Origin of the sequence: Paenibacillus xylanilyticus, assembly GCF_009664365.1 — a bacterium.
GTDB lineage: Bacteria > Bacillota > Bacilli > Paenibacillales > Paenibacillaceae > Paenibacillus > Paenibacillus xylanilyticus_A.
The window spans coordinates 5319408-5343532 of the sequence record NZ_CP044310.1 but is presented as its reverse complement, the minus strand read 5'-3'; the positions used below and the strand labels follow the sequence as shown (position 1 = coordinate 5343532).

At 49.0% G+C, this 24125-nt stretch carries 22 protein-coding genes; 16 read left to right on the top strand and 6 right to left on the bottom strand.

Annotation, left to right across the window (positions count from 1 at the left end; genetic code table 11):
* Positions 1–198: 198 nt before the first annotated feature.
* On the top strand, positions 199–1149 hold the full coding sequence (gene dnaI, locus F4V51_RS23775; protein WP_153979873.1) for a primosomal protein DnaI: 951 nt from the start codon (positions 199–201) through the stop codon (positions 1147–1149).
* Between the two features lie 101 nt (positions 1150–1250).
* Here dnaI and F4V51_RS23770 read toward each other — a convergent pair whose 3' ends face one another.
* The gene (locus F4V51_RS23770; RefSeq protein ID WP_095292061.1) at positions 1251–1406 is read right to left on the bottom strand and encodes a YqzM family protein; all 156 of its coding nucleotides are present in this window, start codon (positions 1404–1406) and stop codon (positions 1251–1253) included.
* A gap of 264 nt (positions 1407–1670) precedes the next feature.
* Here F4V51_RS23770 and trxA point away from each other — a divergent pair, with 264 nt between their 5' ends.
* Entirely contained in the window at positions 1671–1988 is a 318-nt protein-coding gene (gene trxA, locus F4V51_RS23765) for a thioredoxin (RefSeq protein ID WP_095292059.1), read from the top strand.
* A gap of 316 nt (positions 1989–2304) precedes the next feature.
* Positions 2305–4392, top strand: coding sequence for an excinuclease ABC subunit UvrC (uvrC, locus tag F4V51_RS23760; protein WP_153979872.1), 2088 nt, complete (start codon positions 2305–2307; stop codon positions 4390–4392).
* Here uvrC and F4V51_RS23755 read toward each other — a convergent pair.
* Positions 4361–6058, bottom strand: coding sequence for a CPBP family intramembrane glutamic endopeptidase (locus F4V51_RS23755; protein WP_153979871.1), 1698 nt, complete (start codon positions 6056–6058; stop codon positions 4361–4363). The two genes, uvrC and F4V51_RS23755, sit on opposite strands and share 32 nt — an antisense overlap.
* A gap of 462 nt (positions 6059–6520) precedes the next feature.
* Here F4V51_RS23755 and F4V51_RS23750 point away from each other — a divergent pair, with 462 nt between their 5' ends.
* Both F4V51_RS23750 and F4V51_RS23745 read left to right on the top strand, forming a co-directional pair.
* A complete protein-coding gene (locus F4V51_RS23750) occupies positions 6521–7861 on the top strand; it encodes a TrkH family potassium uptake protein (RefSeq protein WP_153979870.1) in 1341 nt (446 codons plus the stop codon).
* A 16-nt stretch (positions 7862–7877) separates the two neighbouring features.
* Complete coding sequence (locus F4V51_RS23745) at positions 7878–8549, top strand: potassium channel family protein (RefSeq protein ID WP_095292055.1); 672 nt, start codon at positions 7878–7880, stop codon at positions 8547–8549.
* Between the two features lie 67 nt (positions 8550–8616).
* Here the strand turns inward: F4V51_RS23745 and F4V51_RS23740 are convergent, their stop codons facing one another.
* Entirely contained in the window at positions 8617–9540 is a 924-nt protein-coding gene (locus tag F4V51_RS23740) for a LysR family transcriptional regulator (protein WP_153979869.1), read from the bottom strand.
* Between the two features lie 294 nt (positions 9541–9834).
* On the opposite strand from F4V51_RS23740, the gene F4V51_RS23735 reads away from it, so the two are divergent.
* The 6 genes from F4V51_RS23735 (at position 9835) to F4V51_RS23710 (ending at position 16215) form a co-directional block, all read left to right on the top strand.
* The gene (locus F4V51_RS23735; RefSeq protein ID WP_095292052.1) at positions 9835–10503 is read left to right on the top strand and encodes a succinate dehydrogenase cytochrome b558 subunit; all 669 of its coding nucleotides are present in this window, start codon (positions 9835–9837) and stop codon (positions 10501–10503) included.
* A 41-nt stretch (positions 10504–10544) separates the two neighbouring features.
* On the top strand, positions 10545–12287 hold the full coding sequence (gene sdhA / locus F4V51_RS23730; RefSeq protein ID WP_095292050.1) for a succinate dehydrogenase flavoprotein subunit: 1743 nt from the start codon (positions 10545–10547) through the stop codon (positions 12285–12287).
* A 469-nt stretch (positions 12288–12756) separates the two neighbouring features.
* Entirely contained in the window at positions 12757–13521 is a 765-nt protein-coding gene (sdhB, locus tag F4V51_RS23725; protein WP_095292048.1) for a succinate dehydrogenase iron-sulfur subunit, read from the top strand.
* Between the two features lie 177 nt (positions 13522–13698).
* A complete protein-coding gene (locus F4V51_RS23720; protein ID WP_153979868.1) occupies positions 13699–14640 on the top strand; it encodes a metallophosphoesterase in 942 nt (313 codons plus the stop codon).
* A gap of 76 nt (positions 14641–14716) precedes the next feature.
* Complete coding sequence (locus tag F4V51_RS23715; protein ID WP_153979867.1) at positions 14717–15466, top strand: metallophosphoesterase family protein; 750 nt, start codon at positions 14717–14719, stop codon at positions 15464–15466.
* Positions 15467–15603: 137 nt separating this feature from the next.
* Complete coding sequence (locus F4V51_RS23710) at positions 15604–16215, top strand: GNAT family N-acetyltransferase (protein WP_153979866.1); 612 nt, start codon at positions 15604–15606, stop codon at positions 16213–16215.
* 263 nt (positions 16216–16478) lie between these two features.
* Here the strand turns inward: F4V51_RS23710 and F4V51_RS23705 are convergent, their stop codons facing one another.
* Both F4V51_RS23705 and F4V51_RS23700 read right to left on the bottom strand, forming a co-directional pair.
* Positions 16479–17288: a histidinol-phosphatase gene (locus F4V51_RS23705; protein WP_153979865.1), complete on the bottom strand. Its 810-nt coding sequence runs from the start codon at positions 17286–17288 to the stop codon at positions 16479–16481.
* Between the two features lie 31 nt (positions 17289–17319).
* Positions 17320–18222 (bottom strand): LysR family transcriptional regulator, encoded by a 903-nt coding sequence (locus F4V51_RS23700; protein ID WP_127538953.1) that lies wholly within the window; start codon positions 18220–18222, stop codon positions 17320–17322.
* Between the two features lie 460 nt (positions 18223–18682).
* On the opposite strand from F4V51_RS23700, the gene F4V51_RS23695 reads away from it, so the two are divergent.
* The 5 genes from F4V51_RS23695 to F4V51_RS23675 all read left to right on the top strand — a co-directional run bounded on the left by F4V51_RS23695 (position 18683) and on the right by F4V51_RS23675 (position 23555).
* Positions 18683–19141 (top strand): chemotaxis protein CheX, encoded by a 459-nt coding sequence (locus F4V51_RS23695; RefSeq protein ID WP_095292039.1) that lies wholly within the window; start codon positions 18683–18685, stop codon positions 19139–19141.
* A gap of 54 nt (positions 19142–19195) precedes the next feature.
* Entirely contained in the window at positions 19196–19969 is a 774-nt protein-coding gene (locus F4V51_RS23690) for an SDR family NAD(P)-dependent oxidoreductase (RefSeq protein WP_153979864.1), read from the top strand.
* A 212-nt stretch (positions 19970–20181) separates the two neighbouring features.
* Positions 20182–21555 (top strand): DEAD/DEAH box helicase, encoded by a 1374-nt coding sequence (locus tag F4V51_RS23685; RefSeq protein ID WP_153979863.1) that lies wholly within the window; start codon positions 20182–20184, stop codon positions 21553–21555.
* Between the two features lie 27 nt (positions 21556–21582).
* Positions 21583–22335, top strand: a complete 753-nt coding sequence (locus F4V51_RS23680) for an ABC transporter ATP-binding protein (RefSeq protein WP_095292035.1) — start codon at positions 21583–21585, stop codon at positions 22333–22335.
* Between the two features lie 2 nt (positions 22336–22337).
* Positions 22338–23555, top strand: coding sequence for an ABC transporter permease (locus F4V51_RS23675; protein ID WP_153979862.1), 1218 nt, complete (start codon positions 22338–22340; stop codon positions 23553–23555).
* 169 nt (positions 23556–23724) lie between these two features.
* Here the strand turns inward: F4V51_RS23675 and F4V51_RS28885 are convergent, their stop codons facing one another.
* The gene (locus F4V51_RS28885) at positions 23725–23865 is read right to left on the bottom strand and encodes a hypothetical protein (RefSeq protein WP_167301709.1); all 141 of its coding nucleotides are present in this window, start codon (positions 23863–23865) and stop codon (positions 23725–23727) included.
* Positions 23866–24125 lie beyond the last annotated feature (260 nt).

Sequence of the window (24125 nt, the reverse complement as noted above, 5' to 3'; positions counted from 1 at the left end):
CTTCCACACCAATTGCGATACAATGTGTCACGAAGGAGATCGTTTTTTCCAGACGGAACATGTTGAGTTATGCCCCGAGTTTCTATAGAATGAACAATAGAATTGCAATCGATCGAAGGAACCTTTGCCGTCATCATGGTTATGGGTAAAATTCAGGTGGTTCATTCTATATTGAATACATTAAGGGGGCTTGAAGCCATGGAATCCTTGGGAGGACTGCTTCAGCAGCTTAATCCTTCCTTTCGTGAGCAGTCGCGGCGAATTGCGGCGGAGTTGATGGATGATCCGTACGTACGCGAATTCCGAGCAGGTCACCCGGAACTGAAAGATGCACAGCTCATGACCGATCTGAGCAAGCTGTATCAGTATGCCCGAGATTCGAAAAACTGTGCGAATTGTCCGGGGCTGGATAACTGTCCTAACGATTTCCAGGGTCACTTTTGCAAACTGGAAGTAGAGCATTTTAACGGTAAACCCGAAATTATAGATAAAAAAGCTCCGTGTTCCAAACATATTGCCAGGCAAAATGAGCATGTGATCAAGAAGAGAATCCGCAGCTTCTATGTGGACGAGCGTGCGCTTAGTGCAGGTTATAATGATGTGGAAATTATGGGCAAGGATCGGATGCGAGCTCCGGCGGTAAACCAGGTTCTGCGTTATATTAGTGACACGAAGGAGAATGGGTTATCTCCGCAAGGACTGTTTCTCGAGGGATCATTTGGAACAGGCAAGACGTTTCTGATGTGTTATCTGTTACACGAATTAGCCGTCGCTGGACACACAGGGGTCATTATCTACATGCCTGACTTTGTGGAGGATCTGAAATCCATGATCACGGATGGACAGAAGCTGAAGGAAACGACAGATATACTCAAAAGCTGTGACCTGCTCATCTTCGATGATATTGGCGCAGAGAATCTGAATCCTTGGGTTCGGGATCATGTGATGGGTTCCATTTTGAACTACCGCATGAATCGGAAACCGACGTTCTACACGTCCAACTACAATCTGGATGGGCTGGAGAAGCATCTCAGCTTTACGACCAGGGATGGCGAGGAAATGAACAAGGGGCAGCGTCTGATGGACCGCATTCGTCCGTTTGTCGATGTGGTGTCCGTTCGGGGCGAGAATCAGCGTGGTAAGCGATAGGTCTTATTATTTTTATATGTAAAAGTAGTCCACAAAAAAGCCTGGTTTTTCGCGGTAGTCGCGGAAACCGGGCTTTTTTGGTCCTGCGCGGGCCTGACATCCTATTCGGTCAGGAATTTGAAGATGACCATGCCGAAGAAGATGACTGTCATCAGGCCGCCCATGCCGGCAACACCCGCAATCAAATCAAATAAATCGTTACGGGGCTCCTCGTTCACATGTTCACGCGGGTCGCTGATCCGCACATTTGCGTCCATGGTATTGCCTCCTTATGTGGATCAACAGCTTGCCCTTCCAGGGAGCTGAAGCCCGGAGTAATTTTAGTATACTTGGAAAAGAAAGCGTTTGTAAAGATTTTGCAGCAATCGTGTCAAGGTGACCAATTGTGAAGATTTGATGTTGGTGGGATGAACATTGCACGTTCATTTCACAAGTTTAGATGACCTGTGTTATACTGGAAGTGTCGTTCACGACGTTACAGGTTAAAATAAACCGTAAGTATATATAAGGAGGACAATTTCATGGCTATTGTTAACGTATCCGATCAATCCTTTAACGCTGAAGTCGAAGGAGAAGGAACGGTTCTTGTTGATTTCTGGGCGCCTTGGTGCGGTCCTTGCAAAATGCTCGCTCCAATCCTGGAAGAGCTGTCCACCGAAGTTGGCGATGCAGTGAAAATTGCCAAAGTCAACGTTGACGAAAATCCGGAATCCGCTTCCCGCTTCGGCGTAATGAGCATTCCGACATTGATCTTCTTCAAAGACGGCCAACCGGTTGATAAAGTGGTTGGATTGAACTCGAAAGAAGCACTCAAAGGAATCATCGAGAAACACCAATAATTCACTAGGCTAACAGATACGCCTCCGGTTTATGCGCCGGGGGCGTTTTGCGTCGAATATCTTTTTATAGGACAATATAGTGGTATACGATTATTATAAGTTGGTCTGAAAATTACATGTTTAACGGAGAGGACAGAAATGATCTGAAGAAACGAAGTGGTCGCCTTTATCACCGGATTTATACCTTTAAAAAAAGCAATCATAAGAAATCCGGGGGTAACAGCGATTGGAAGATCATTCTGGCATCGGAGTGGCACATGTAAGGAGAAGCTTTCAACTTTCTCAGAATCGATCGGGAGGGAGGACCCACCGAATTATGGATGAATTCATCAATGTTCTGCAAGAACAGGAGCAGGCCCTGGAGCAGATACGGCATAAGCTTGCACTGCTGCCTGATATGCCTGGCTGTTATTTGATGAAAAACAGCGAAGGTACCATTATCTATGTAGGTAAGGCCAAAGTGCTGAAAAACCGTGTACGCTCTTATTTTATTGGCAGTCATAACGGAAAAACGCAGCGTCTCGTATCCGAAATCCGCGATTTCGAATACATTGTAACCGGCAGCAATATGGAAGCACTCATCCTGGAGTGTAACCTGATCAAAAAACACATGCCGCGTTATAACGTCTTGCTCAAGGATGACAAAACCTTTCCTTATCTTAAAATTACGAATGAAAAGCATCCCCGGCTCGAAGTGACCCGGCGTGTGCTGAAAGATAAAGCCAAGTACTTTGGACCCTATCCAAACTCGTACGCGGCACACCAAACGAAAAAGCTGCTCGACCGCATGTATCCGCTGCGCAAATGCGGCGTAATGCCGAAGGAAGTCTGCCTGTATTACCATATGGGACAATGTCTTGCTCCTTGTGTGAAGGAAGTAGGCAAGGAGCAATATGACCAGATTTCCCAAGAAATCGGATCATTCCTAAGCGGAGGTCACGAAGAAATCAAGAAGGATCTGCAGCGCAAAATGCAGGAAGCTGCAGAGGATCTGTATTTCGAACGTGCCAAGGAACTGCGGGACCAGGTCATAGCGATTGACGCCATGATGGAGAAACAGAAAATTACAATGGCGGACGCCAGAGACCGCGATGTGTTTGGGTTCGCCATTGATAAGGGCTGGATGTGCGTCCAGATTTTATATATGCGTCAGGGGAAAATGATCGAGCGCCATGTATCGACGTTTCCTTTTTATGGTGAAGCGTACAGTGACTTTATGTCCTACGTGACGCAGTATTATAGCGATAATCCGGCACTGCCGCAGGAGATCTTGCTGCCTGAAGTTCCGAAAGAACTGGTCACTGAAGACTCGGGGGATAACACGGAAGTTATGGCTGCGGATGTGCCGTCAGCTGTGGCATCGGAATCGGATCCATTGTCGTCAGCATTAGATGATGTGTCTGCTGAACCACAAGTTGCTGAATCGCGTACAGCTTATGGGGAAAACCATGCTTCGGACGAGGCTGAAGCAGAAACAGCAATGGCTCAGGATCTGTCCGATCACCAGGAGGATGCGGCTGTGGATACGAACCGCCCTGGATTGGAAGACCCGTTCCAGGCTGCGGCGGCTCTGCAGGAGTGGCTGGAGATCAAGGTTCACATCCCGCAGCGCGGGTTGAAACGCCAAATGATCACCATGGCTGTGGATAACGCACGTGTGGCCTTGGAAGAGAAATTCCGTCTGATTGAGCGTAACGAGGAACGTACATCCAAAGCATCTGAGGGTCTTGGGCGCTGGATCGGTCTGGATCAACTGCGCCGAATCGAGGCGTTTGATAACTCCAACATTCAGGGAACCAACCCGGTTTCGGCGATGATTGTATTTACCGATGGCAAGCCGGACAAGAAAGAATACCGTAAATACAAGGTTCGTTCAGTAGAAGGACCCGATGATTACGAAACGATGCGTGAAGTCATCCGCAGACGCTATGAGCGGGTATTGAAGGAAAACCTGCCCCAGCCTGACCTGATCGTTGTGGATGGCGGAAAAGGGCAGATTTCGGCTGCTGTGGATATATTGGAGAATGAACTAGGTTTGTTTATTCCCGTGTGTGGTCTGGTGAAAGACGCCAAACACAAAACTTCTCAGCTCATGATTGGCAATCCGCCGGAAGTTATTTCACTGCCGCGGGACAGCCAGGAGTTTTATCTGCTTCAACGTATTCAGGAAGAGGTTCACCGCTTCGCCATCTCGTTCCACCGGGAGCAGCGCGGCAAGTCCATGGTCACTTCGCGTCTGGATTCCATTCCTGGCATCGGCGAGAAGCGTCGTAAGCTGCTGCTGAAGCATTTTGGTTCTTTACGCAAAATAAAAGAGGCCAGCGTCGAAGACTTCCGGCCTCTATCTATCGGTGATAAACTAGCTAAACAAATTATTGCAGCCCTTCGGGATGAGGAGTCGTAACATACGGCTTCTCTTTTTTTTGTGGATTCCATTTGTAAATCACATATCCAACGATGGCTGGAAGTACAATCCAGAAGATGCCTGCAGAGATATTTAGGGCGTCACCCATAAAGATCAGGCTGAGTCCCATCAGCAGGCTGTCGAAGATGACATGGCTGAAAACAACGGCGATAAAGCCGTGACGCAGCATGACCAGACTGAACAGCAAACCGATGACCATGAGCTCTATTGGACGTGTAATGACCGGGTAGATTGGATAAAGTGTATGTCCAAGTGCCCAGATCAACGTTGGAATCAGACAGGCGATGAAGGTATTACGCACGATTTTTTGCATCATGCGAATGCCGAACAGCCGGTACACCGTTTCCTCTCCAATCCCGGCCATCCAGGCCATGATCGGAAAGATCCATGCGTAGGACATATTGTAAGTCGATTGGTCTGCCGAAGTGGTAGACCAGCTTCCTATGCTTCGTTCCAGAATGAAGAACAGGATGGATTGAACGCCAAGCAAAATGAACGCCCACAGATACCCTGTATACATGCTGTGAAGGACATATTTGCCGTATCCGGGCTCTTTTGCACGCGGCCAAGGATTCAGTCCGATTTTGCGCCACATGCCATCTCCTGCAACGAGGGAGAGGTAGATCGTGGCACTCATGACCAACGTGATTCCGGTCTGCATGAGCATCAGGAAGGCGAGCATGAAGCTGGACAGGCCTTGTGCCTGAAACAGTGGAATCATGTTTAGTGTACCAATAACAGATGCGGCGAAGTACACAAGGGACAGAATAATCCCGCGTTTAAATGATGTATGTGCCCGGGTGAGAATGCTGTAGATAATCGCCAGCACACCAAGCACAAAGGTCAGGAAAGCATAACCTCCATAAGTCATCCAGTTGGCCTGACGAGTTTGATCTTTTACATAGTTGATATGCTCGTCTGGAACCGAGAAGACTGATTCGAAGGAGCGAACCGCTCCGTTTTCAAAGGTAAAATTCAGTTCCAGCTTCGAATCACCGATCTGCTTATCCGCATCCGTATAGGTTAATCCACCTTCACCTTCGCGGGTATCCAGCTGAAGCTTGGGGGCGTCATAGCCGAATTCGGCCAGAATTCCGGATGCCAGCTGCTCCTTTTCGTCCAATGGGAGATTGCCCTCGGCGAGCTGAATCGTGGCATTGCGTTTGTTCTTGTCCTGCTCAGCCTCAGCGGAAGCATACAGGGAAGAAGGTACTTCTCGTTTGAAACCAACAACCTTGCCAGTTCTCATATGTACGTCCACATTCAAATAACCGCCGTTGTCCTCATCAGGCAAACGAACGCGAAACACATCGTAGGGGTAGGCTGCTTCCCATTTTTGATTATACGAATCAAGCTGTTTAGTTTTGGCCATATATCCATAGATATCGGAATGGGTCTGATAGGTGACCAGTGTCTTGCCGTTATCCGAAGGAAGGGTGTAATCGGCCATGGAGGCTGCGAATGATCGTGCGGATTGGGTTGCCTGTTCCTTGCTTATAAAAGATGTAGACGGAATATCCGTGGTTTGTGATGAAGTAGCAGGGAAGATCTGAAAGACAAAAAACAAAATCAGGCCAATCGCCGCCAGCAACCCTAAACGCTTGAAGTTAGCTTTGAGTACCAAAGGCTGCCCTAAGGGGTTCATGTAATGGTGTTCCTCCTTTATTAATTTGGATATTAAAGTAAAGATAGCACAGGCCGAACCCTGAATGCCAATGATGAAACGAAAAGACGTGCAAATCCCTGAAAATGAATGAAAATGATCGAATGAATCTGATCCGTTCATTGATATATCTGAGTTTTTCCCTTTTTGCCGGAATTCGATCCTATTTACACAAAAATCGTTTTGTCTGCAACAGCCGCAGCGCTTATAATTTTGAAACAAATGTGCAATATTTGCATGTCTTTAGCCTTGCAAGGGAACGAATAAGAGGATTCCAACCTTAATGCATATGTGGTGATGACTACAATCATACATGTTTATATGCTCCGATCGAAGCTTATCCAAGATTTCGTGTGTTGGCCCTGGTGCCAAGGATAAGTGATTCGGAGAAAGGCTCCACATTGTGGGGTCATTTTCTTTTTGGCAGAGGTGGATGATACACAAGTGAAACTGAATAATCAATGGGTGCGGCTATCGCCCCCACGTATTCTTGTCCTGGGATTTGCGGGAATTATCCTGCTCGGAACATTGCTGCTCATGCTTCCGGTTTCCAGCCGCAGCAGAGATAGTCTTCCCTTTATTGATGCATTATTCACAGCTACATCGGCGGTCTGTGTTACCGGGTTGGTTGTTGTGGACACGGGTACTCACTTTACTGTACTGGGTCAGGTGATACTTGCCGTTCTGATTCAAATCGGTGGTCTTGGCTTCATGACCATGTCCACACTTGTGGCCATTGCGTTCAAGCGGCGGATCTCCCTGCGGGAGCGATTGATTTTGCAGGAAGCGATGAACCAGAACACGATGGAAGGCATTGTGCGGCTTATCCGCAAGGTCGTGGCCTACTCGCTCATTTTGGAAGCCATTTGCGGCACGCTATTTGCTATCCGCTGGTCATTCGACATGCCTGTCGGACAAGCGATTTATTACGGATACTGGCATGCCATCTCGATGTTTAACAATGCAGGGTTTGATATGTTTGGCGACTTCCGCAGCTTGACCGGGTATGTCTATGATCCGCTTGTGAACTTTACAGCGATGTTCTTGATTGTGGCTGGGGGTATTGGCTTTGTTGTTTTATCCGATCTGGTGGATTATCGCAAAACGCGCAAACTTTCGCTGCATTCCAAGGTGGTGCTGTTAACTACAGGCTTGCTCATTGGATTCGGTGCACTGGTCATTTTTGTGTTTGAATACAGCAATCCACAGACATTGGGCAGCTTGAACTGGGGAGGCAAACTTCTCGGTTCGTTCTTTCAGTCGGTAACCCCGCGAACGGCAGGAGCTAATACCCTGGATATTGCCGGTCTCAGACAGGCAACGCAGTTTTTCATTATTATTTTAATGTTTATCGGGGCTTCTCCAGGTTCCACCGGAGGCGGGATCAAAACGACAACGTTTATGATCATGGTCGGAGCTGTCATCGCGATGATGCGCGGCAGAGAGGATATTGTCTTTTTCAGATATCGGCTGGAACAGGAACGCATTTTCAAGGCATTGACGGTTACGCTTCTTGCGCTGCTGCTCATCATTGCAGTGACCATGCTGCTCACCATGACGGAAGATAGCGGATTTCTCATGATTTTATTTGAAACGACATCAGCCTTTTCTACCGTCGGATTATCGATGGGGTTGACGCTGAAGCTGACCACATTCGGAAAGCTCATGATTTGTTTCATGATGTTCGCGGGCCGGCTTGGACCGATTACGCTGGCGTATGCACTTGGACAGAAAAAGGGTAAGGAACTGTATAAGTATCCTGAAGGAAAAATGATTATTGGATAGGGGTTCGTGAAGAACAATGAAAAGACAGCAGTTTGCGGTCATTGGGCTGGGGCGCTTCGGCTCGAGTCTGGCACAGGAATTAATGGAACTTGGCTACGAGGTGCTTGGCATCGATAAAAATGAAGAGGTCGTCGAAGACATGAGCGAATTGGTCACTCACGCGGTTGTGGCGGATGCTACGGATGAGGAAGTGCTGCGCTCACTGGGGATCCGTAATTTCGACTGCGGGATTGTAGCCATTGGTGACGATATTCAGACCAGCATTCTTACCGCCATCCTGTTGAAGGAGCTGGGTGTGAAAACGGTCGTTGCCAAGGCAATATCCGTCTTGCACGGGCGAGCTCTGGATAAGCTGGGCATTGATCGCGTCGTTTATCCGGAACGGGACATGGGCATTCGGGTTGCCCATCAGCTCGTCACCCCGAATCTGCTGGACTACATTGAACTTTCCAATGATTACAGCATTGTGGAAATGAAAGTGCCGGCATGTCTGCATAATACCACGCTGTCCAGTCTGAACGCTCGTGTACGCTTCGGGTGCAGTATTGTGGCGCTGCAGAAGGAGACTGGAGTCATCATCGCTCCGACTGCCCTGGACTCGCTTCAGATGGGCGATATCATGGTCATTATCGGAATGAATGATGATATCGACCGGTTCGAACAAGAGGTAATCAGCCAGGAGGGCTAATCCGATTCCACCGTTCAGGCAAAGGCCAGGGCAAGGGCAAAGCGAAGATGAAGCTCACATCGATTTATTAAGGCGTCGTAGTCCTCCTGGAGGGCAGCGGCGCCTTTGCTGTAAAGAGCGCTGCAGTTTCTTTGACCCACTGTCTGGATGTTTCGCTGAGATCTTCCTTTTCCCCGTAGATCATGCAGGTAGTCCGGCGAGTCTGCTGCAGCTGGGGCAGATACACGGAGACGAGATCATTGTCTGCAAGCAGCTGGGGACGGAGATAGGATTTGGGCAGCAGCGCAGCAGCCTTGCAGGTGGGCAGGAGGCGAACGATGGCTTCAAACGAATCAATCTCCATGCGAATATCCGGCATGACGGCACAGCGCTGAAACAGATCGTCTGTCAGCTTGCGATACCAAGTGCCTTTGGAAAAGGTGATCATGGGCAGATCCTGCAAGTGCTCCATCCCGGCCTCTTTCCCGGATAAAGGATGCGTAAGCGGTACAACCAGCTCCAGGTGATCATCGAAGAGAGGTACACAGTTCAGCCCGGCTTCATTAATGGAAGAGGCAACAATGCCAACGTCTGCCTTTTTGTCCCGGACAAAGGAAACAATCTCATGTGTTTTCCCTGTCACGAGCTTGATCTCGGCGTTGGGATGCTTCTCCATGAAAGCATTGACCAAAGGGGGGAGGGTGGTCTGAAGAGTAGTCAGGGACGCTCCAAGCGTAATGGTGCTTTGCTCCTCGTCCTTATACTGGGCAAGCATGGTCAGAAACTTCTGCTGCTGCTGCTTTTGTTCCACAGCGAAGGTGTAGGCAAGTTGGCCGACACTGGTCAATTCAAGGCGTTTGCCTCGGCGGTGAAAAAGCGATACCCCCAGTTCATCCTCCAGTTTCGCAATTTTGCGCGAAAGGGCAGGCTGAGACAGATTCAGCAATTTGGAGGCACGATTCAGACTTGATTGCTCCACGACTGCCGCAAATGCATTTAAATCCTCGAACATAAACACTAACCTCTTTTCCATGGGGTGTGATTGTTGTCCTTGTTAAATCGTTTTCAATGCGATATGCCTGCCTGTCCGATGTTTCAGCTCTTATACCTATAGGTTATAACAATTAATAATTATATTGCAATTCCATTATAAGAAAAAAAGGAGTAACATGAATCGTGACACAAGTTGTTCACACCTGATGAAAACGGAACAATTTGTCGAACCTTTCCATGGGAAAGGTTTGTGTCATGATAAGCGAAGTATTTTATGAAAACGTTGTATTTAGCGAAAGGGGAACGACATTTTATGAAAGGGTTTTACTCCAGAAAGCTGCACTCCTTGCTTGGCGTCATCCCGCTCAGTTTGTTTTTTCTTGAGCACCTGGTGACGAACTTCTCGGCAGTTGAAGGCGGCAAAGAAGCTTTTGACGGTGCTGTTGCCTTCCTGAACAGTTTGCCTCTCGTTATTGTTTTGGAAACGGTTCTCATCTGGTTGCCGTTGTTCTATCACGGTGTATACGGTCTGTACATTGCTTACCAGGCCAAGCCTAATGTCGGACGTTACGGCAATGAACGCAACTGGCGCTACACATTGCAGCGGATCAGTGGTGTCATTACTTTTGTTTTCGTCATCTGGCACGTTTGGGAGACTCGCGTGCAGGTTGCATTGGGTAATGTAACGCACGAACAACTTGGCGGTGTCATTCATGACGTCGTGATGAACCCGGTAACGTTTATTTTATATCTGATCAGTGTGGTTGCAGCCTCCTACCACTTTGCTAACGGCTTATGGTCGTTCCTGGTTAGCTGGGGGATTACCGTTGGACCGCGTGCGCAGCGTGTATCTTCTTATGTGTGCATGAGTCTGTTCGGTATTGTGGCTATTATGTTTATCGCTTCGTTGTTTGCTTTCCGGAGCATTGATTTCCAAACGGCAACAACGATGCTTGATACGATTAAAACAGTTCTGATTTAAGCATTTGTGATAAATGCTGACTTATAAGGGAGTGAACAGCAATGGCATCATCTAATGTAATTATTGTGGGCGGAGGTCTCGCGGGGTTGATGGCGGCGATCAAATCGGCTGAGGCCGGAGTCCATGTTCATTTATTTTCATTGGTTCCCGTAAAAAGATCCCACTCCGTATGCGCCCAGGGCGGCATTAACGGAGCGGTAAACACCAAGGGTGAGGGCGACTCCCCATGGGTTCACTTTGACGATACCGTGTATGGCGGCGACTTCCTTGCGAACCAGCCACCAGTTAAAGCGATGTGTGAAGCAGCACCTGGTATCATCCACCTGATGGACCGGATGGGCGTTATGTTCAACCGGACACCGGAAGGTTTGCTTGATTTCCGTCGTTTCGGGGGTACAAAGCATCACCGTACGGCATTTGCCGGAGCCACAACAGGACAACAATTGCTCTATGCATTGGATGAGCAGGTTCGTCGCTGGGAAGCAGCAGGTCTCGTTACCAAATATGAGAACTGGGAGTTCCTGCAGGCAGTTATTGATGACGAGGGGATCTGTCGCGGAATTGTGGCACAGGACCTGAAAACGATGAAGGTGCAGACGTTCCCTGCAGAAGCGGTTATTCTTGCAAGCGGCGGCCCTGGTATTATTTTCGGTAAAACAACAAACTCCGTTATCAATACAGGTACAGCAGCAAGTGCGGTGTACCAGCAGGGCGTTAACTATGCCAACGGGGAATTCATTCAGATCCACCCAACAGCCATTCCAGGAGATGACAAGCTTCGTCTGATGTCTGAATCAGCGCGTGGTGAAGGTGGCCGGATCTGGACGTACAAAGACGGTAAACCATGGTACTTCCTTGAAGAGAAGTATCCATCCTACGGTAACCTCGTCCCTCGTGATATCGCAACGCGTGAAATCTTCAGCGTTTGTGTAGATATGGGACTTGGAGTTAACGGGGAGAACATGGTCTACCTTGACCTGTCTCATAAGGATCCGAAGGAGCTGGATGTTAAGCTCGGCGGTATCATTGAAATTTACGAGAAGTTCATGGGGGATGACCCACGTAAAATCCCGATGAAAATCTTCCCGGCTGTTCACTATTCCATGGGCGGCATGTGGGTGGACTACAATCAAATGACCAACATTCCAGGTCTGTTCGCAGCGGGTGAATGTGAATATCAATACCACGGTGCAAACCGTCTGGGTGCGAACTCACTGGTATCTGCGATTTATGGCGGTATGGTGGCTGGTCCAAAAGCGGTGGAATACATCAAGGGACTCAAAAAATCGTCTGCTGATGTGAATTCTTCCGTATTCGATGGCTACACGAAACGCCAAAGCGATAAGTACGAAAGCATCATGAAAATGCAAGGCAGTGAAAATGCCTATGTCATTCATAAAGAGCTTGGCGAGTGGATGACAGCCAATATGACGGTTGTGCGCTATAACGATAAACTTGAAGCCACTATCGGCAAAATCAAGGAATTGAAAGAGCGTTACGGCAAAATCAACATGTACGATACATCCGGTTGGAATAACCCGGGTGCAGCCTTCACACGTCAGCTGTGGAACATGCTTGAACTTGCTGAAGCGATGACACTCGGCGCACTGCTGCGTAACGAAAGCCGCGGGGCACACTACAAACCGGAATTCACGGAGCGTAACGATGAGGAGTTCCTGAAAACGACCATCGCCAGCTGGTCGAAGGAAGGCCCGCAAATCTCGTACGAGCCTGTAGATGTATCCTTGATCCCACCACGGATCCGGGACTATTCGAAGGATTAAGTAAAGCCGGATAGATTTCAATTTATAAGTTTAAAGTTAAACGTCTATAAGGATAGCCCGAAAGATACTGAAGAAGCGAAGCACTCGCGAAGCTTCAGAGGTTGACTAAAGTAATCCAGAATGAATTATTGCTATTTTCAGTAAAGAGACTCAGCAGCACGACGTAGCGGAGGAAGCGGAAATGACCTGAAGAAGCGAAGCGTCCGCCTTTGCTATATAGCACAAAGAGGATTTTATTTTATATTTATAAGATTAAAAGTTAACACCTTAACGGAGAAGGCAGAAGAATACTGTAGAAGCGAAGCGTTCGCCTTTATCCCCGGATTTTAACCCTCTCAGGGGAAAATAAAAAAATCTGGGGATAACAGCGATCGGAAGTAGCTTCTGCCGGCGGAGTGACCATGTGTGAACCATTGTGGTCTTGTAACGATAGCAATCAATCATCGTCACCAAAGGAGGGGACAACGATATGGCGGAACAAGCTACAGCGAACAAAACCGTCAAGTTTATCATCACCCGTCAGGACAGCCCGGAATCGTCTTCGTATACCGAAGAATTTGAACTTCCGTACCGTCCCGGCATGAACGTTATTAGTGCCCTGATGGAGATTCAGCGGAACCCGGTTAACAAAGACGGCAAGTCCATTGCCCCTGTCTGCTGGGAATCAAACTGTCTCGAAGAAGTCTGCGGAGCATGCTCCATGGTGATCAACGGTAAGCCACGTCAAGCGTGTGCTGCCCTGATCGATAAGCTGGAACAGCCGGTTCGAATTGAACCGATGAAAACATTCCCGGTTGTACGTGACCTGGTCATTGACCGCACCCGGATGTTTAATGCCCTGAAACGGGTTAAAGCCTGGATTCCGATTGATGGTACCTACGACCTCGGTCCAGGTCCACGGATGCCTGAGAAGAAGCGTCAATGGGCTTACGAGCTGTCCAAGTGCATGACATGTGGTGTGTGTCTGGAAGCTTGTCCTAACGTGAATGAAAAAACAGACTTTATCGGCCCGGCCGCACTTTCCCAAGTCCGCCTGTTCAATGCTCATCCAACAGGAGAGATGAACGCCGAGGATCGTTTGGAAGCATTGATGGAAGATGGAGGAATCGAGGGCTGCGGTAACTCGCAGAACTGTGTGCGCTCTTGTCCAAAAGGTATCCCGCTGACAACGTCCATTGCAGAAATGAACAAACAAACAACCAAGCATATGTTCAAACGCTGGTTGGGCGTATAGTATCGTGGATATCCCTTGCAGATGTGGAATCTGCAACATTAGGAGAAGTCGTGACCTTCGGCAGCTTGCTGCTGAAGATCACGGCTTCTTTTTCTGCAATTGCGAAGGAACCGGGCTCGTCATGCAGAATATGGTATACTGTAGAGATGCATGTAGAGCGGAGAAGGAGGGGAAGACATGGCAGAGACACCGCGTAAGGGCAGCTCATGGCCACCGCCCCGGCGCTCAGACGCTGGACCCGAGCAAGGGTCCATTTTTCCCGGTGAGGAGAAGGATCACGATCCCTCCCGGCGAAGTTTCCTGTTACGGATGATTGTGATGACGGCAGGTGCAGCCTTGTTCACAGGGGGATATGCCTGGCTCTGGGAGCCGCGCCGTCTGGAAGTCAAGCATGTCCCCTTGGAACTGCCCGGATTCCCGCAGGCATTCAATGGGCTGCGTGTTGTACAGTTTAGCGATGCGCATCTCGGCTTTCATACCGGTTTGAAGGAAATGGAGAAGCTGGCCGAGACCATACAGGAGCAAACGCCGGATCTGATCTGTTTTACCGGAGATATGGTGGAACGGGAAGCCGAACCGATGCGGGAGTGTATACCCGTGCTGGCATCCATGCAGGCCAAGTATGGCAAATTCGCCGTATTGGGGAATCATGATTACCGGGGCAGACAGCAGAAACAAGTGGAAGCCATGTTCAAGGAAGCCGGCTTTACGCTGCTTCGCAACAGTCATGCTGTCATTAAACAAGGCAACGAACAAATAGCGGTGACAGGTCTGGATGATGCTCTTACAAGCCAGCCGAATCCTTTGCAAGCAATCGAAGGTTTGGACCCCGATACGTGGAAACTATTGCTGATGCATGAGCCGGACTATGCCGATATGGCGGAGCCGTTCGGATTTGGACTACAGTTATCCGGTCATAGCCATGGCGGGCAGGTTCGTTTCCCTTGGATTGGAGCCGTTACCACGCCGCGAGGTTCACGCAAGTATATTCAGGGGTTATATTATGCAGGCAAGGCACGTATGCCTGTCTATGTGAATCGCGGTTTTGGCATGACCCAGCTGCCGATTCGTTTTTTGTGCAGACCGGAATTGACCGTTTTTGAATTAAGGGGAACATGAACATAGCGTGTATACAAAATGATTTAATATTTGAGTATCTAAGTCTTCAAAAGGATTAGAAGAGGAGGTTGGCCAGATGGAACGAATTGCGATTGTATCCGATATTCATGGCAACATGACAGCGTGGGAAGCTGTACTCAGTGATATCCGGAGTCGCGGGATGGAGCGTATCTTTTGTCTGGGCGACCTCGTGGGCAAAGGTCCGGATCCGGTGCAGGTGGTTGATTCGGTGAGAGAGACGTGCGAATACGTGATTCGGGGCAATTGGGATGAGCTGGTTGCGGTGAATCAGGATAATGAGAATTTTACTTGGCAGGCTGCACGATTGGGAGCAGAACGGCTTGCATACTTGAAGAGCCTACCCTTCAGCCACCAATTAGAACTCAGTGGGCGCACCATTCGTTTGGTGCACGCCTCGCCGCAGAGTGTGTATCACCGGGTGCAGCCATGGGACGAGATGGCGAAAAGGATAGCCATGTTTGATGCTCCGGCAGATCATCCGGAGCTTGGTGAAGCAGATATCGTGGGCTACGGAGATGTGCATAACGCTTACTTGCAGCATTTTAATGGGAAAATGTTGTTTAATGCCGGAAGTGTAGGTAATCCTCTCGATATGACCCAAGCCTCTTACTGCATCCTTGAAGGAGAGAGTGGTCGTGATCGAAACAAGGCCTTCAACCTTCAATTTGTCCGGGTTCCCTATGATATTGAGCGTGAAGTGCTGGCTGCACAACAAGCCGATGTACCTTCATTGGACTTTTACATCCGGGAGATTCGTACGGGGATCTATCGCGGACTGCAGGAACAGAGCTCGGCAGAGGAATAAATAATGGCAGTGAATCGACATACTAATGTTTGAAAACCAAAACGGAGTGTTATCCATCATTTTTATATGAGCCGGATCATCCCAGAGCTTGCTTGTCTTACCGGACCAGAACCCGATAGACAAAAGGAGCGATTGCCATGCTGACCCGAAAAATGCTGGGCCAAGGACTTCCTGTGTTATGGACAGACCGACTGCTGCTTCGATCTTTGCGTCAGAGTGATTTCAGCACATTATCGGAACTGTTTTCCGATCCGCAAGTCATTCAATATGTGAATAGGGGAGGCCAACCAACGCCAATTCGTGCCCGGCGACTCCTGAATCAGATCCGGAGCAGCAGTTCGAAGCTGGATTCGCTGCATTACGGCATCTGCTGGAAAGGCAGGGAGCAGATCATCGGCATCACGTCTTTTCAGCACTGGAATGAGCATAGCGGCACTGCCCAGATTGGCTATATTCTGAACAGATCCTGCTGGGGTATGGGCGTTGCAACCGAAGCGGTACAGCGTCTGCTGAATTTTGGTTTTACGGAGCTGAACCTTCAAAAAGTGGAAGCGCGCTGCTACGAAGCCAATGTATCATCCGAACGGGTGCTTCGCAAAAGCGGGATGTCATACGAACGCACTCTTCCTTCATTTGGATGGAGTCAAGAGGATGGTCAGACACAAGACACTCTGCTCGACGTCAAAGTCTATGCTTTATATCGGGAAGAGCATGTGCGATTACAAAAGGATAAAAGCCTGCAAACCTAGGTATCCAACAAACAAAAATAACATAGAATACATTAGTAAAATCAGTTGAATCGAACTTCAATCATTTGTTACACAATTGAAATATAGCTGCAATTGAACTCTAACAGACAGCGGGTAAACTTATCTCATGACCCCCTTTTTGATAAATAGATATGCTGTTGGGACCCGCCGCGAGCGGGTTCATTTTTTTTGACCAAAAGAAAAACCCTACGATAGGGATCGTCCCGTGACTGTAGGGTTTCAAGCTTGTTATCCGGTTGTCGTTACAAGGGAACAATCTGCATCTGTTTCTGTTTAAAATAAACCCATTCCGTAAAGCCGATCTCTTTCAGGCGAGTCTGAACGTCTTCCAAGTCGTCCGCTACGCGAGAAGGCTTGTGCGCATCGGATCCGAAGGTGACTTTTACGCCGTAATGATTCGCTCTCTCCAAAATGGCATCAGAGGGATACCATCCGCCGCTTAGCTTTGTTTTGCCGGAGGTGTTGATCTCAATAGCCACGCCCGCCTCCGCAATAACCTGCAGGGTTTCATCAATAGCATGATCAGCCACTATCTCGGAGAATGCAGGGTAATTGCCTTTCATGGCATCAATGTGTCCAAGAATCTGGAACATGCCACTCCGGGCAGACTGTGAAATCAATGAGTAGTAACGTTCCTTCACTTCAATTTTCCGAGCCTCACTGAGTCCCTTCCACCGGGTTTTATTGAAAATGCTGACATCCTCCGTGTGATGGACCGAACCAATAATATAGTCAAAAGGATACTGTCCCAGCGTACTGCGATACAACTCGGCATGGAGAGGGAAATAATCGGATTCAATGCCAAGCAGCACATCAATTTTCCCAGCGTATTCCTCCTTCAGTGCAAGCACCTCTTCCACATAATGGCGCAATTCGGACTTGGCCATCGCAATGCGGGGGAATGCTTGCTCTTCTTTACTGGCGAAATAGGGCGTGTGATCGGAGATTCCAATGGCCTGAAGACCGGCCTGAATGCCAGCTTCGATGTATTCCCGAATGTTGCCATCCGCATGACCACAGCGGAAATGATGCGTATGAAGATCGAATTTCATGAATGATCCTTCCTTTCTCCTGCCTTGTTTGTCATTCTGAACTGATAAATTGGGTTTCCGGCATGCCTTTCAGGTCACTCAGGAATTGATGCATGGCCGAATTCAGATAACGACTGGATTTGTAAATGACGCCTACAGGATGACTGACCTCAAGTTCACTTAGCGGAATCATCCGAAGTGTGCCCTGACGCAGTTCATGTGCGACGGATTGCTTGGATATCACGGCCGCTCCGAGGTTGATCTCGACCATCCGTTTGACTTCCTCACTGCTCGACAATTCCATCACAATATTGGGCTCAATGCCATGTTTTTTGAAAATGCCTTCCGTAAACCGTCTGCCGACCGTATCTGGCGACAGCATAATCAGAGGGGTGCTGCGCAGCACATCCACCGCGGCATGCTTCTGCTTCGCAAGGGGATGAGCAGGAGACACAACAAGTTCGAACGTGTCGTAATACAGAACAGAGGTGTTCAGATTGGGATTGCGCTCGGTGAGATACCCGATACCAACGTCAATCAACCCATTTTCGACCTGCGTGTAGATCTGTGAGGAAGGCAGGGACTGAATACTGGTTTTGATCAATGGGAACTGATCCTGGAAGTAGGATAGCACCCGGGGGAGAATCTGAATCGCAATGGAGGTTGTCGTGCCCAGTACGATATGGCCTTGAGGCGTTTCATCGAGATCGGACAGCTTCTGCTTCAGTTCGTCTACGATATCTAGCATGCGCTCGGCATGCTCCAAAAACACTTGTCCGCGATCGGTTAAAGTAACAGGTTGGTTGCGATCTACAAGAACGGTGTTGAATTCATCCTCCAGACTTTTAATCTGGGCCGAGACGGCAGGCTGGGTTAGGTTCAGAAGTTCTCCCGCTTTGCGGAAACTCATCGTTTTTGAGATCGTAATCAGCGTCTCCAGTTGGCTGATATTCATGTATGGCCTCCTTGCGGGTAAGATGTCGTGTCATGGAGTGTTCCTGTGAGGAATGGAATCCCGTAACTTTTTTTTGATTTGTTATCTTAAATTATAGGTGATTCGAGACGGCAGGGCAATGAAGGAGACACGTGGAGTTTCAGAAGAATACATGAGCGTCAATTAAACTTAATATCAAGAATTTTAAAAAAAATTACATTTGTTAAAACACAGTAAAAAAGTCCTAAATCTTAATGCGTATCGAATTGAATCAAAAGTCTTCCTACAAAAGGGGTGCAGAGTTCTGTTATTTCGTCAAAAACAGCTATAAACTATTGCCCCGTGCATGACGATAAATTATAGTACACATGTCTTACCGAATTCATAGTGAATTCTTGTACGTGATAAAGTATAATAAAATTATTGAATATGGGACTTTTGGTATGTGACCAATAACCCAGTGTAAGGGGGACATTAGACAGTGAAAGCGGAAGTAATTAATCCTTTCCTGGAATCCGCACGCAACGTATTCGAACAACTCATCCAGGTTTCGCCTTCCACCGGGAGTCTTGGCGTGAAGAACGTAGAGTACATAGCAGACCATGTTTGGATCGTGATCGGAATGACCGGCCAGCTGAGCGGAAACATTGTTTTCGGAATTCAGGAACAAGTTGCACTGCGAATTGTCTCCGCCATGATGGGCGGTTTTGTAATTACCGAAATGGATGAAATGAGTAAAAGCGCCATCTCGGAACTGGGCAACATGATTAGCGGCAATGCGAGCACGATCCTGTCCAACCAGGGTGTCGTGGTGGACATCACGCCTCCGCAAGTGTTGAAGTCCGAACATCTGACTGAATTTAATGCAACAAAGGCATTGAGCATTCCACTGTTGATGGACGGAATTGGCGAGATGGATATTCAGGTCATGATCTCGTAGAATAGAACCATAGCCTGAACAGGCAAATGTGTTCATTACGGGAGGACTTCGGGTATGCTGAAAGATCAGATTGTATTCATCACAGGTGCGTCGAGCGGAATTGGTGCGCTCTGTGCACAGATGCTGATTGAAGAAGGAGCTATTCCCATTCTTGCTGCTCGATCTCGGGACAAGCTTGAACAGATTGGTGCTTCATTAAAAGGACCGCATGAGCTGCTTACGCTGGATGTAACCAATGATGAGCAGGTACAGACAGCGTTTAACATGATGCAGGAAAAGTATGGACGAATCGATATTTTGCTGAACAATGCAGGTTACGGAAAGTTTGCCGCAATGACGGAAATGACGGTGCAGGAATTCGAAGATATGATGGACGTCAATTACATGGGAATTGTTCGCTGTACGAAGGCAATGCTGCCGCACATGCTGGAACGTGGCAAGGGACAGATCGTGAATGTGGCCTCCATGGCTGGCAAAATTGGGACTGCAAAATCGGCATCCTATACAGCAACCAAACATGCCGTACTTGGATTCAGCAATGCTTTGCGTCAGGAGCTGCGCAAGACCGGAGTGACGGTTACGACCATTAATCCGGGTCCCATTGATACGCCGTTTTTTCATCGTGCAGATCCATCCGGTAATTACGTTAACAACGTGCGCTGGATGATGCTCAAACCGGAAGAGGTTGCAGGGCATATGATTCGGGCGATGAAGAAACGCAAGGAAGAAGTGAATCTGCCAAGACTCGCTTCGGCTGGCATATGGCTGTATCAGCTGTTTCCGCGTCTCGCTGACCGGCTGTCGCATGGGGTCATGAACCAGAAGTAGAAATGCAGCAACCTGAGCATCATATAGGGAATATGAGAAAAGCTCCGCCGAGGGGCTTTTCTTTTTTTGCGCCCAGGCAGAGTGTTACCGAATAAGATTTGGTCCACAGCCTTTTTTCGCATATAATGAAAGATAATGTGATGACAGGCTTATGCTCCAGAAGTACAAGCAGGAAGTAGCATCGTAAGAATAAAATTAAAGGATGGACATACATGACGAATGAAACATTTGCTTCAATAGGCGTGGCACAGGATCTGGAGGCGATACTCGCTTCGCACGGGATTAACGAACCTTCTCCGGTACAGGCCCAGACCATACCCGTTATTTTGGAAGGCCGCGATGTGGTTGCGAAATCCCAGACGGGCACAGGCAAAACGCTTGCTTATCTTCTGCCACTGCTGCAATCCATCAAAAGTGATGTCAAAGGTACGCAAAAGCTGATTATCGCGCCTACCCAAGAACTGGCGATGCAGATCGTGCGTGAAGCACAGCGATATGGAGAGGGACGCAGCATCGGCGTACTTGGCCTCATAGGAGGCGCAGCTGTCAAACGCCAGATCGAGAAATTGCGTGAGCATCCCGAACTGGTTGTGGGCACGCCTGGACGACTGAAAGAACTGATTACGCTGAAAAAGCTGAAAATGCACAACGTGTCCACGATTGTCATTGATGAAGCTGACCAGGTATTCCAGCTGGGTGGCGTGAGTGATGTGGAGTTTGTGCTTCGCAGTGCACTGCGGGACCGTCAGCTGATTTTCCTGTCTGCGACCATTGATGAGCATACTGCTGGACTTGCCAAGCGTGAGATGAAGGAACCTGTTCAGATCGGAATTGAACCGGACCGAGCAACGGCTGCGGGACTGGAGCATTATTATTTTGTGGAAGAGACCCGCAACAAAATCGATATGCTGCGTCGTCTGGTGAGACAGTATAACCCTGATCGTGCCATTGTGTTTGTGAACGCTACAGAAGACATCGGCGAGGTAGAGGCCAAAATGAACCATCTGGGCCTGTCTGCGGCTGCATTGTACGGTGATGCGGACAAGGTAACGCGGAGCAACGTACTTGCTGCGTTTCGCAATGGCAAAATCCAATTGCTGATTGCCAGCGAAGTTGCGGCAAGAGGATTGGATATTGAAGGTTTGCCAATGGTCATCAACTATGACCCTGCTTTTGACTCGGAGCACTATGTTCACCGTGCGGGACGCACAGGACGCATGGGACGCAGCGGGATTGTACTGTCCATCGTGGATGAAACGCAAATCTTCATCATGCGCAAATTCGCGCGTGAACTTGGCATTGAATTGCCGGAACGCGTGTTGTTCGGCGGCAAAGTACTTGAAGCTGATCCACGTCCGGACACCCGGCCTGAAGGTCATTCTTTCTCGAGAAAACCGGGACCGTCCCGAGATCGCAAGCCAGGTCAGGCAGGCCGTAACGGAGGAGCAAGAGCTGCTGTGTCGAATCAGCGTACAGCAGACAGCAAGCCTGCTCGCAATGCTGGAAGAACAGAGCGGGATCAGGATCGTAAAAATAAGGGTGCACCCAAATGGAGCAAGGGAAACACACCGCGTTCCGAAGAATAAAACCTGACGAAAGAGGTGCAGGGATTGATGGATAACGGACAAACGCCCGTACTTAAAATCAGCGGGCTAAGCGGAGGATATAGTGCCAAACGGCCGGTTCTCCACGGTATCGATCTCGAAGTTGGACGCGGAGAGATGGTCGGACTGATCGGATTAAACGGTGCCGGAAAAAGTACAACAATGAAACATATTTTAGGCTTAATGACTCCCCAGCAGGGGGAGGTTCGGGTCATGGGCAAGAAGCGAGACGAGGACGCGCAGATCTATCAGTCGGCGATGGCATTTGTGCCGGAGTCACCCGAATTGTATGACGAGATGACGGTAATGGAGCATCTGGAGTTCACAGCCAGAGCATATGGCGTATCTGAAGCGGATTTCAAACACCGTACGGAGAAATTGCTGGACCTGTTCCGCATGAGGGAAAAAAGCACAAGCCTGTCGACCCATCTGTCCAAAGGGATGCGGCAGAAGGTAATGATCATGTGTGCTTTTGTTGCAGGGCCCCCGCTCTACATTATTGATGAACCGTTCCTCGGGCTCGACCCGCTCGGAATTCGTTCTTTGCTGGATTTCATGCTGGAAATGAAGGCATCCGGATCATCGATATTGTTAAGTTCGCACATTCTGTCCACGATTGAAAACTATTGCGATCGCTTTGTTGTATTGCATCGGGGTCAGGTTATCGCTCATGGAACATTGAATGAGCTGCGCACCCAGTTCGGAGATTCGGATGCAGCGCTGGAGCACATGTTCTATTCTCTTGTGCAGGGCAGGGATTAAGCATGGACCTCAAGCTGTTATGGAAGCAAAGACGCACGGGATTCTGGAACGGAATTCTTCCTTATGTGGGCTATGTCATACAGAGTGGCGTGGCCATGGTCTTTCTCTTTCTCGTCATTGCATTTTCTGCCTGGTACACCTCATTTGTACAAAACATTCCTGCAGGATTTCCGATTCGCTGGATTGCCTTGCTGCTGCTGGCACCGCTAGTCCTGTTCAGCAGTTATCGTACATATCTGCATCCTGCCGATATCGTATTTCTGAGACCGCAGGAGTACCGGATGCAGGAGTACCTGAAGAACAGTTTTGCCCGGGGAATCATCTACAAAAGTCTCGGCATGCTGCTCGTATTTGTTACGCTGTGGCCTCTCTATGTGCGGGCAGACCAGGATGCACGGCCGTTTGGCTGGTTTATCGTGCTTTTGCTCCTCTGGAAAGGACTGGCGAGCTACGGTGCCTGGCAGGAGCTGCGAATGGTTCAGACCGGGGCGGCCAGAGGCTATCGATTGCTGCGCTGGGCACTGTCTATACTGGCGATTGCCGCTTGGTTGTGGCAGCCTCCACTGCGTAGTGTCTGGTTCCTGCTGCTGTTGGCGGTCCTCTATGTGGTCGCACTGCGCATTCCGGTGAAGCACCGGGTAGCGTGGGAACGTCTGATTCAGGTGGAGCAGGGCCAGGCCGGCCGGGTCATGCGGACACTAGGCTGGTTCGTGGATGTACCATCCTCCGGCCAGAAAGTAAGCACTCGCCGCTGGCTCAGTAAATGGGGAAGCGGGCTACCCTGGAATGCAGGGAAAGCCTATCGCTATCTCATTACCAAAACATTCATTCGAACCGAAGTGTTCACGATTGTGCTGCGATTGATCGTACTGGGCATGCTGCTCAGCTGGTGGACAGCGGGAAGTTACTTTGGCGTAGGTGTATATCTGTTCTTCCTTCTGCTGGTTGGTGTTCAGCTTGGCGCATTACGCCGCAGTCATGGTGAATCCTTCTGGATCATGATCTATCCCATCTCTGCAGAGAGCCGCCGTTCCCAGGTGCTCGGCTTCATCTTCAATCTGCATGCTATTGCGGCTCTATTGATGTGGCTTCCGATGTGGGCTGCAGGAATAAGTGGGTTGAGTGTTACGGGAATAGCGCTGGTGCTTGGCGCGCTGGTGATCTACCTCATGAGGCGTTCACAGGCCAACAAATGGTTGAAGGAAGAAGAAGACGAGTGACTTGACCTTATTGCTGCAAACGTGGATTGGAGAAGATGAACTCCAGCGGCGAGAGTGTTACGATATCATCAATCACGAAAAAGACGGTTATGTTGGGGCTGAGTCCCCAAATAACCGTCTTTTTTGCTGCGGTTAGCCTATCTGGCTCTCCCGCGTAGGAAAGATGGAACTAACAGAGGAATGATTTAGTGATGATTACCAGCAGGATGAACAGGACAAGAATCGCACCTGTATTTGTAAATCCTCCGAAACCGCCGCATCCGTAACCGCCGTATCCATAACCGCCTCTTGTTTCTTCAACTCCAGACATGGGTCATTCCCCTTTCGAGTGGTGTTTGGCACGCCCTTGCGTACACCGTATACTATGTGCCCTGGGTTTCTGCTGATTGGGCCACTGCCCGGAATCGTTTAGAAATAAATTTATTTCAGGTGAAGCACAGCAGCTTCTGCCGCTGAAAAGAAAACATGCCAAACAGCCCTCTATGGGACGGTAGTGTACACGTCACTGGATAGAGGGCTGTTTATATTACAGGACTTGCCCAGAAGCCTGGGAATGTCCTGAGCTATTCA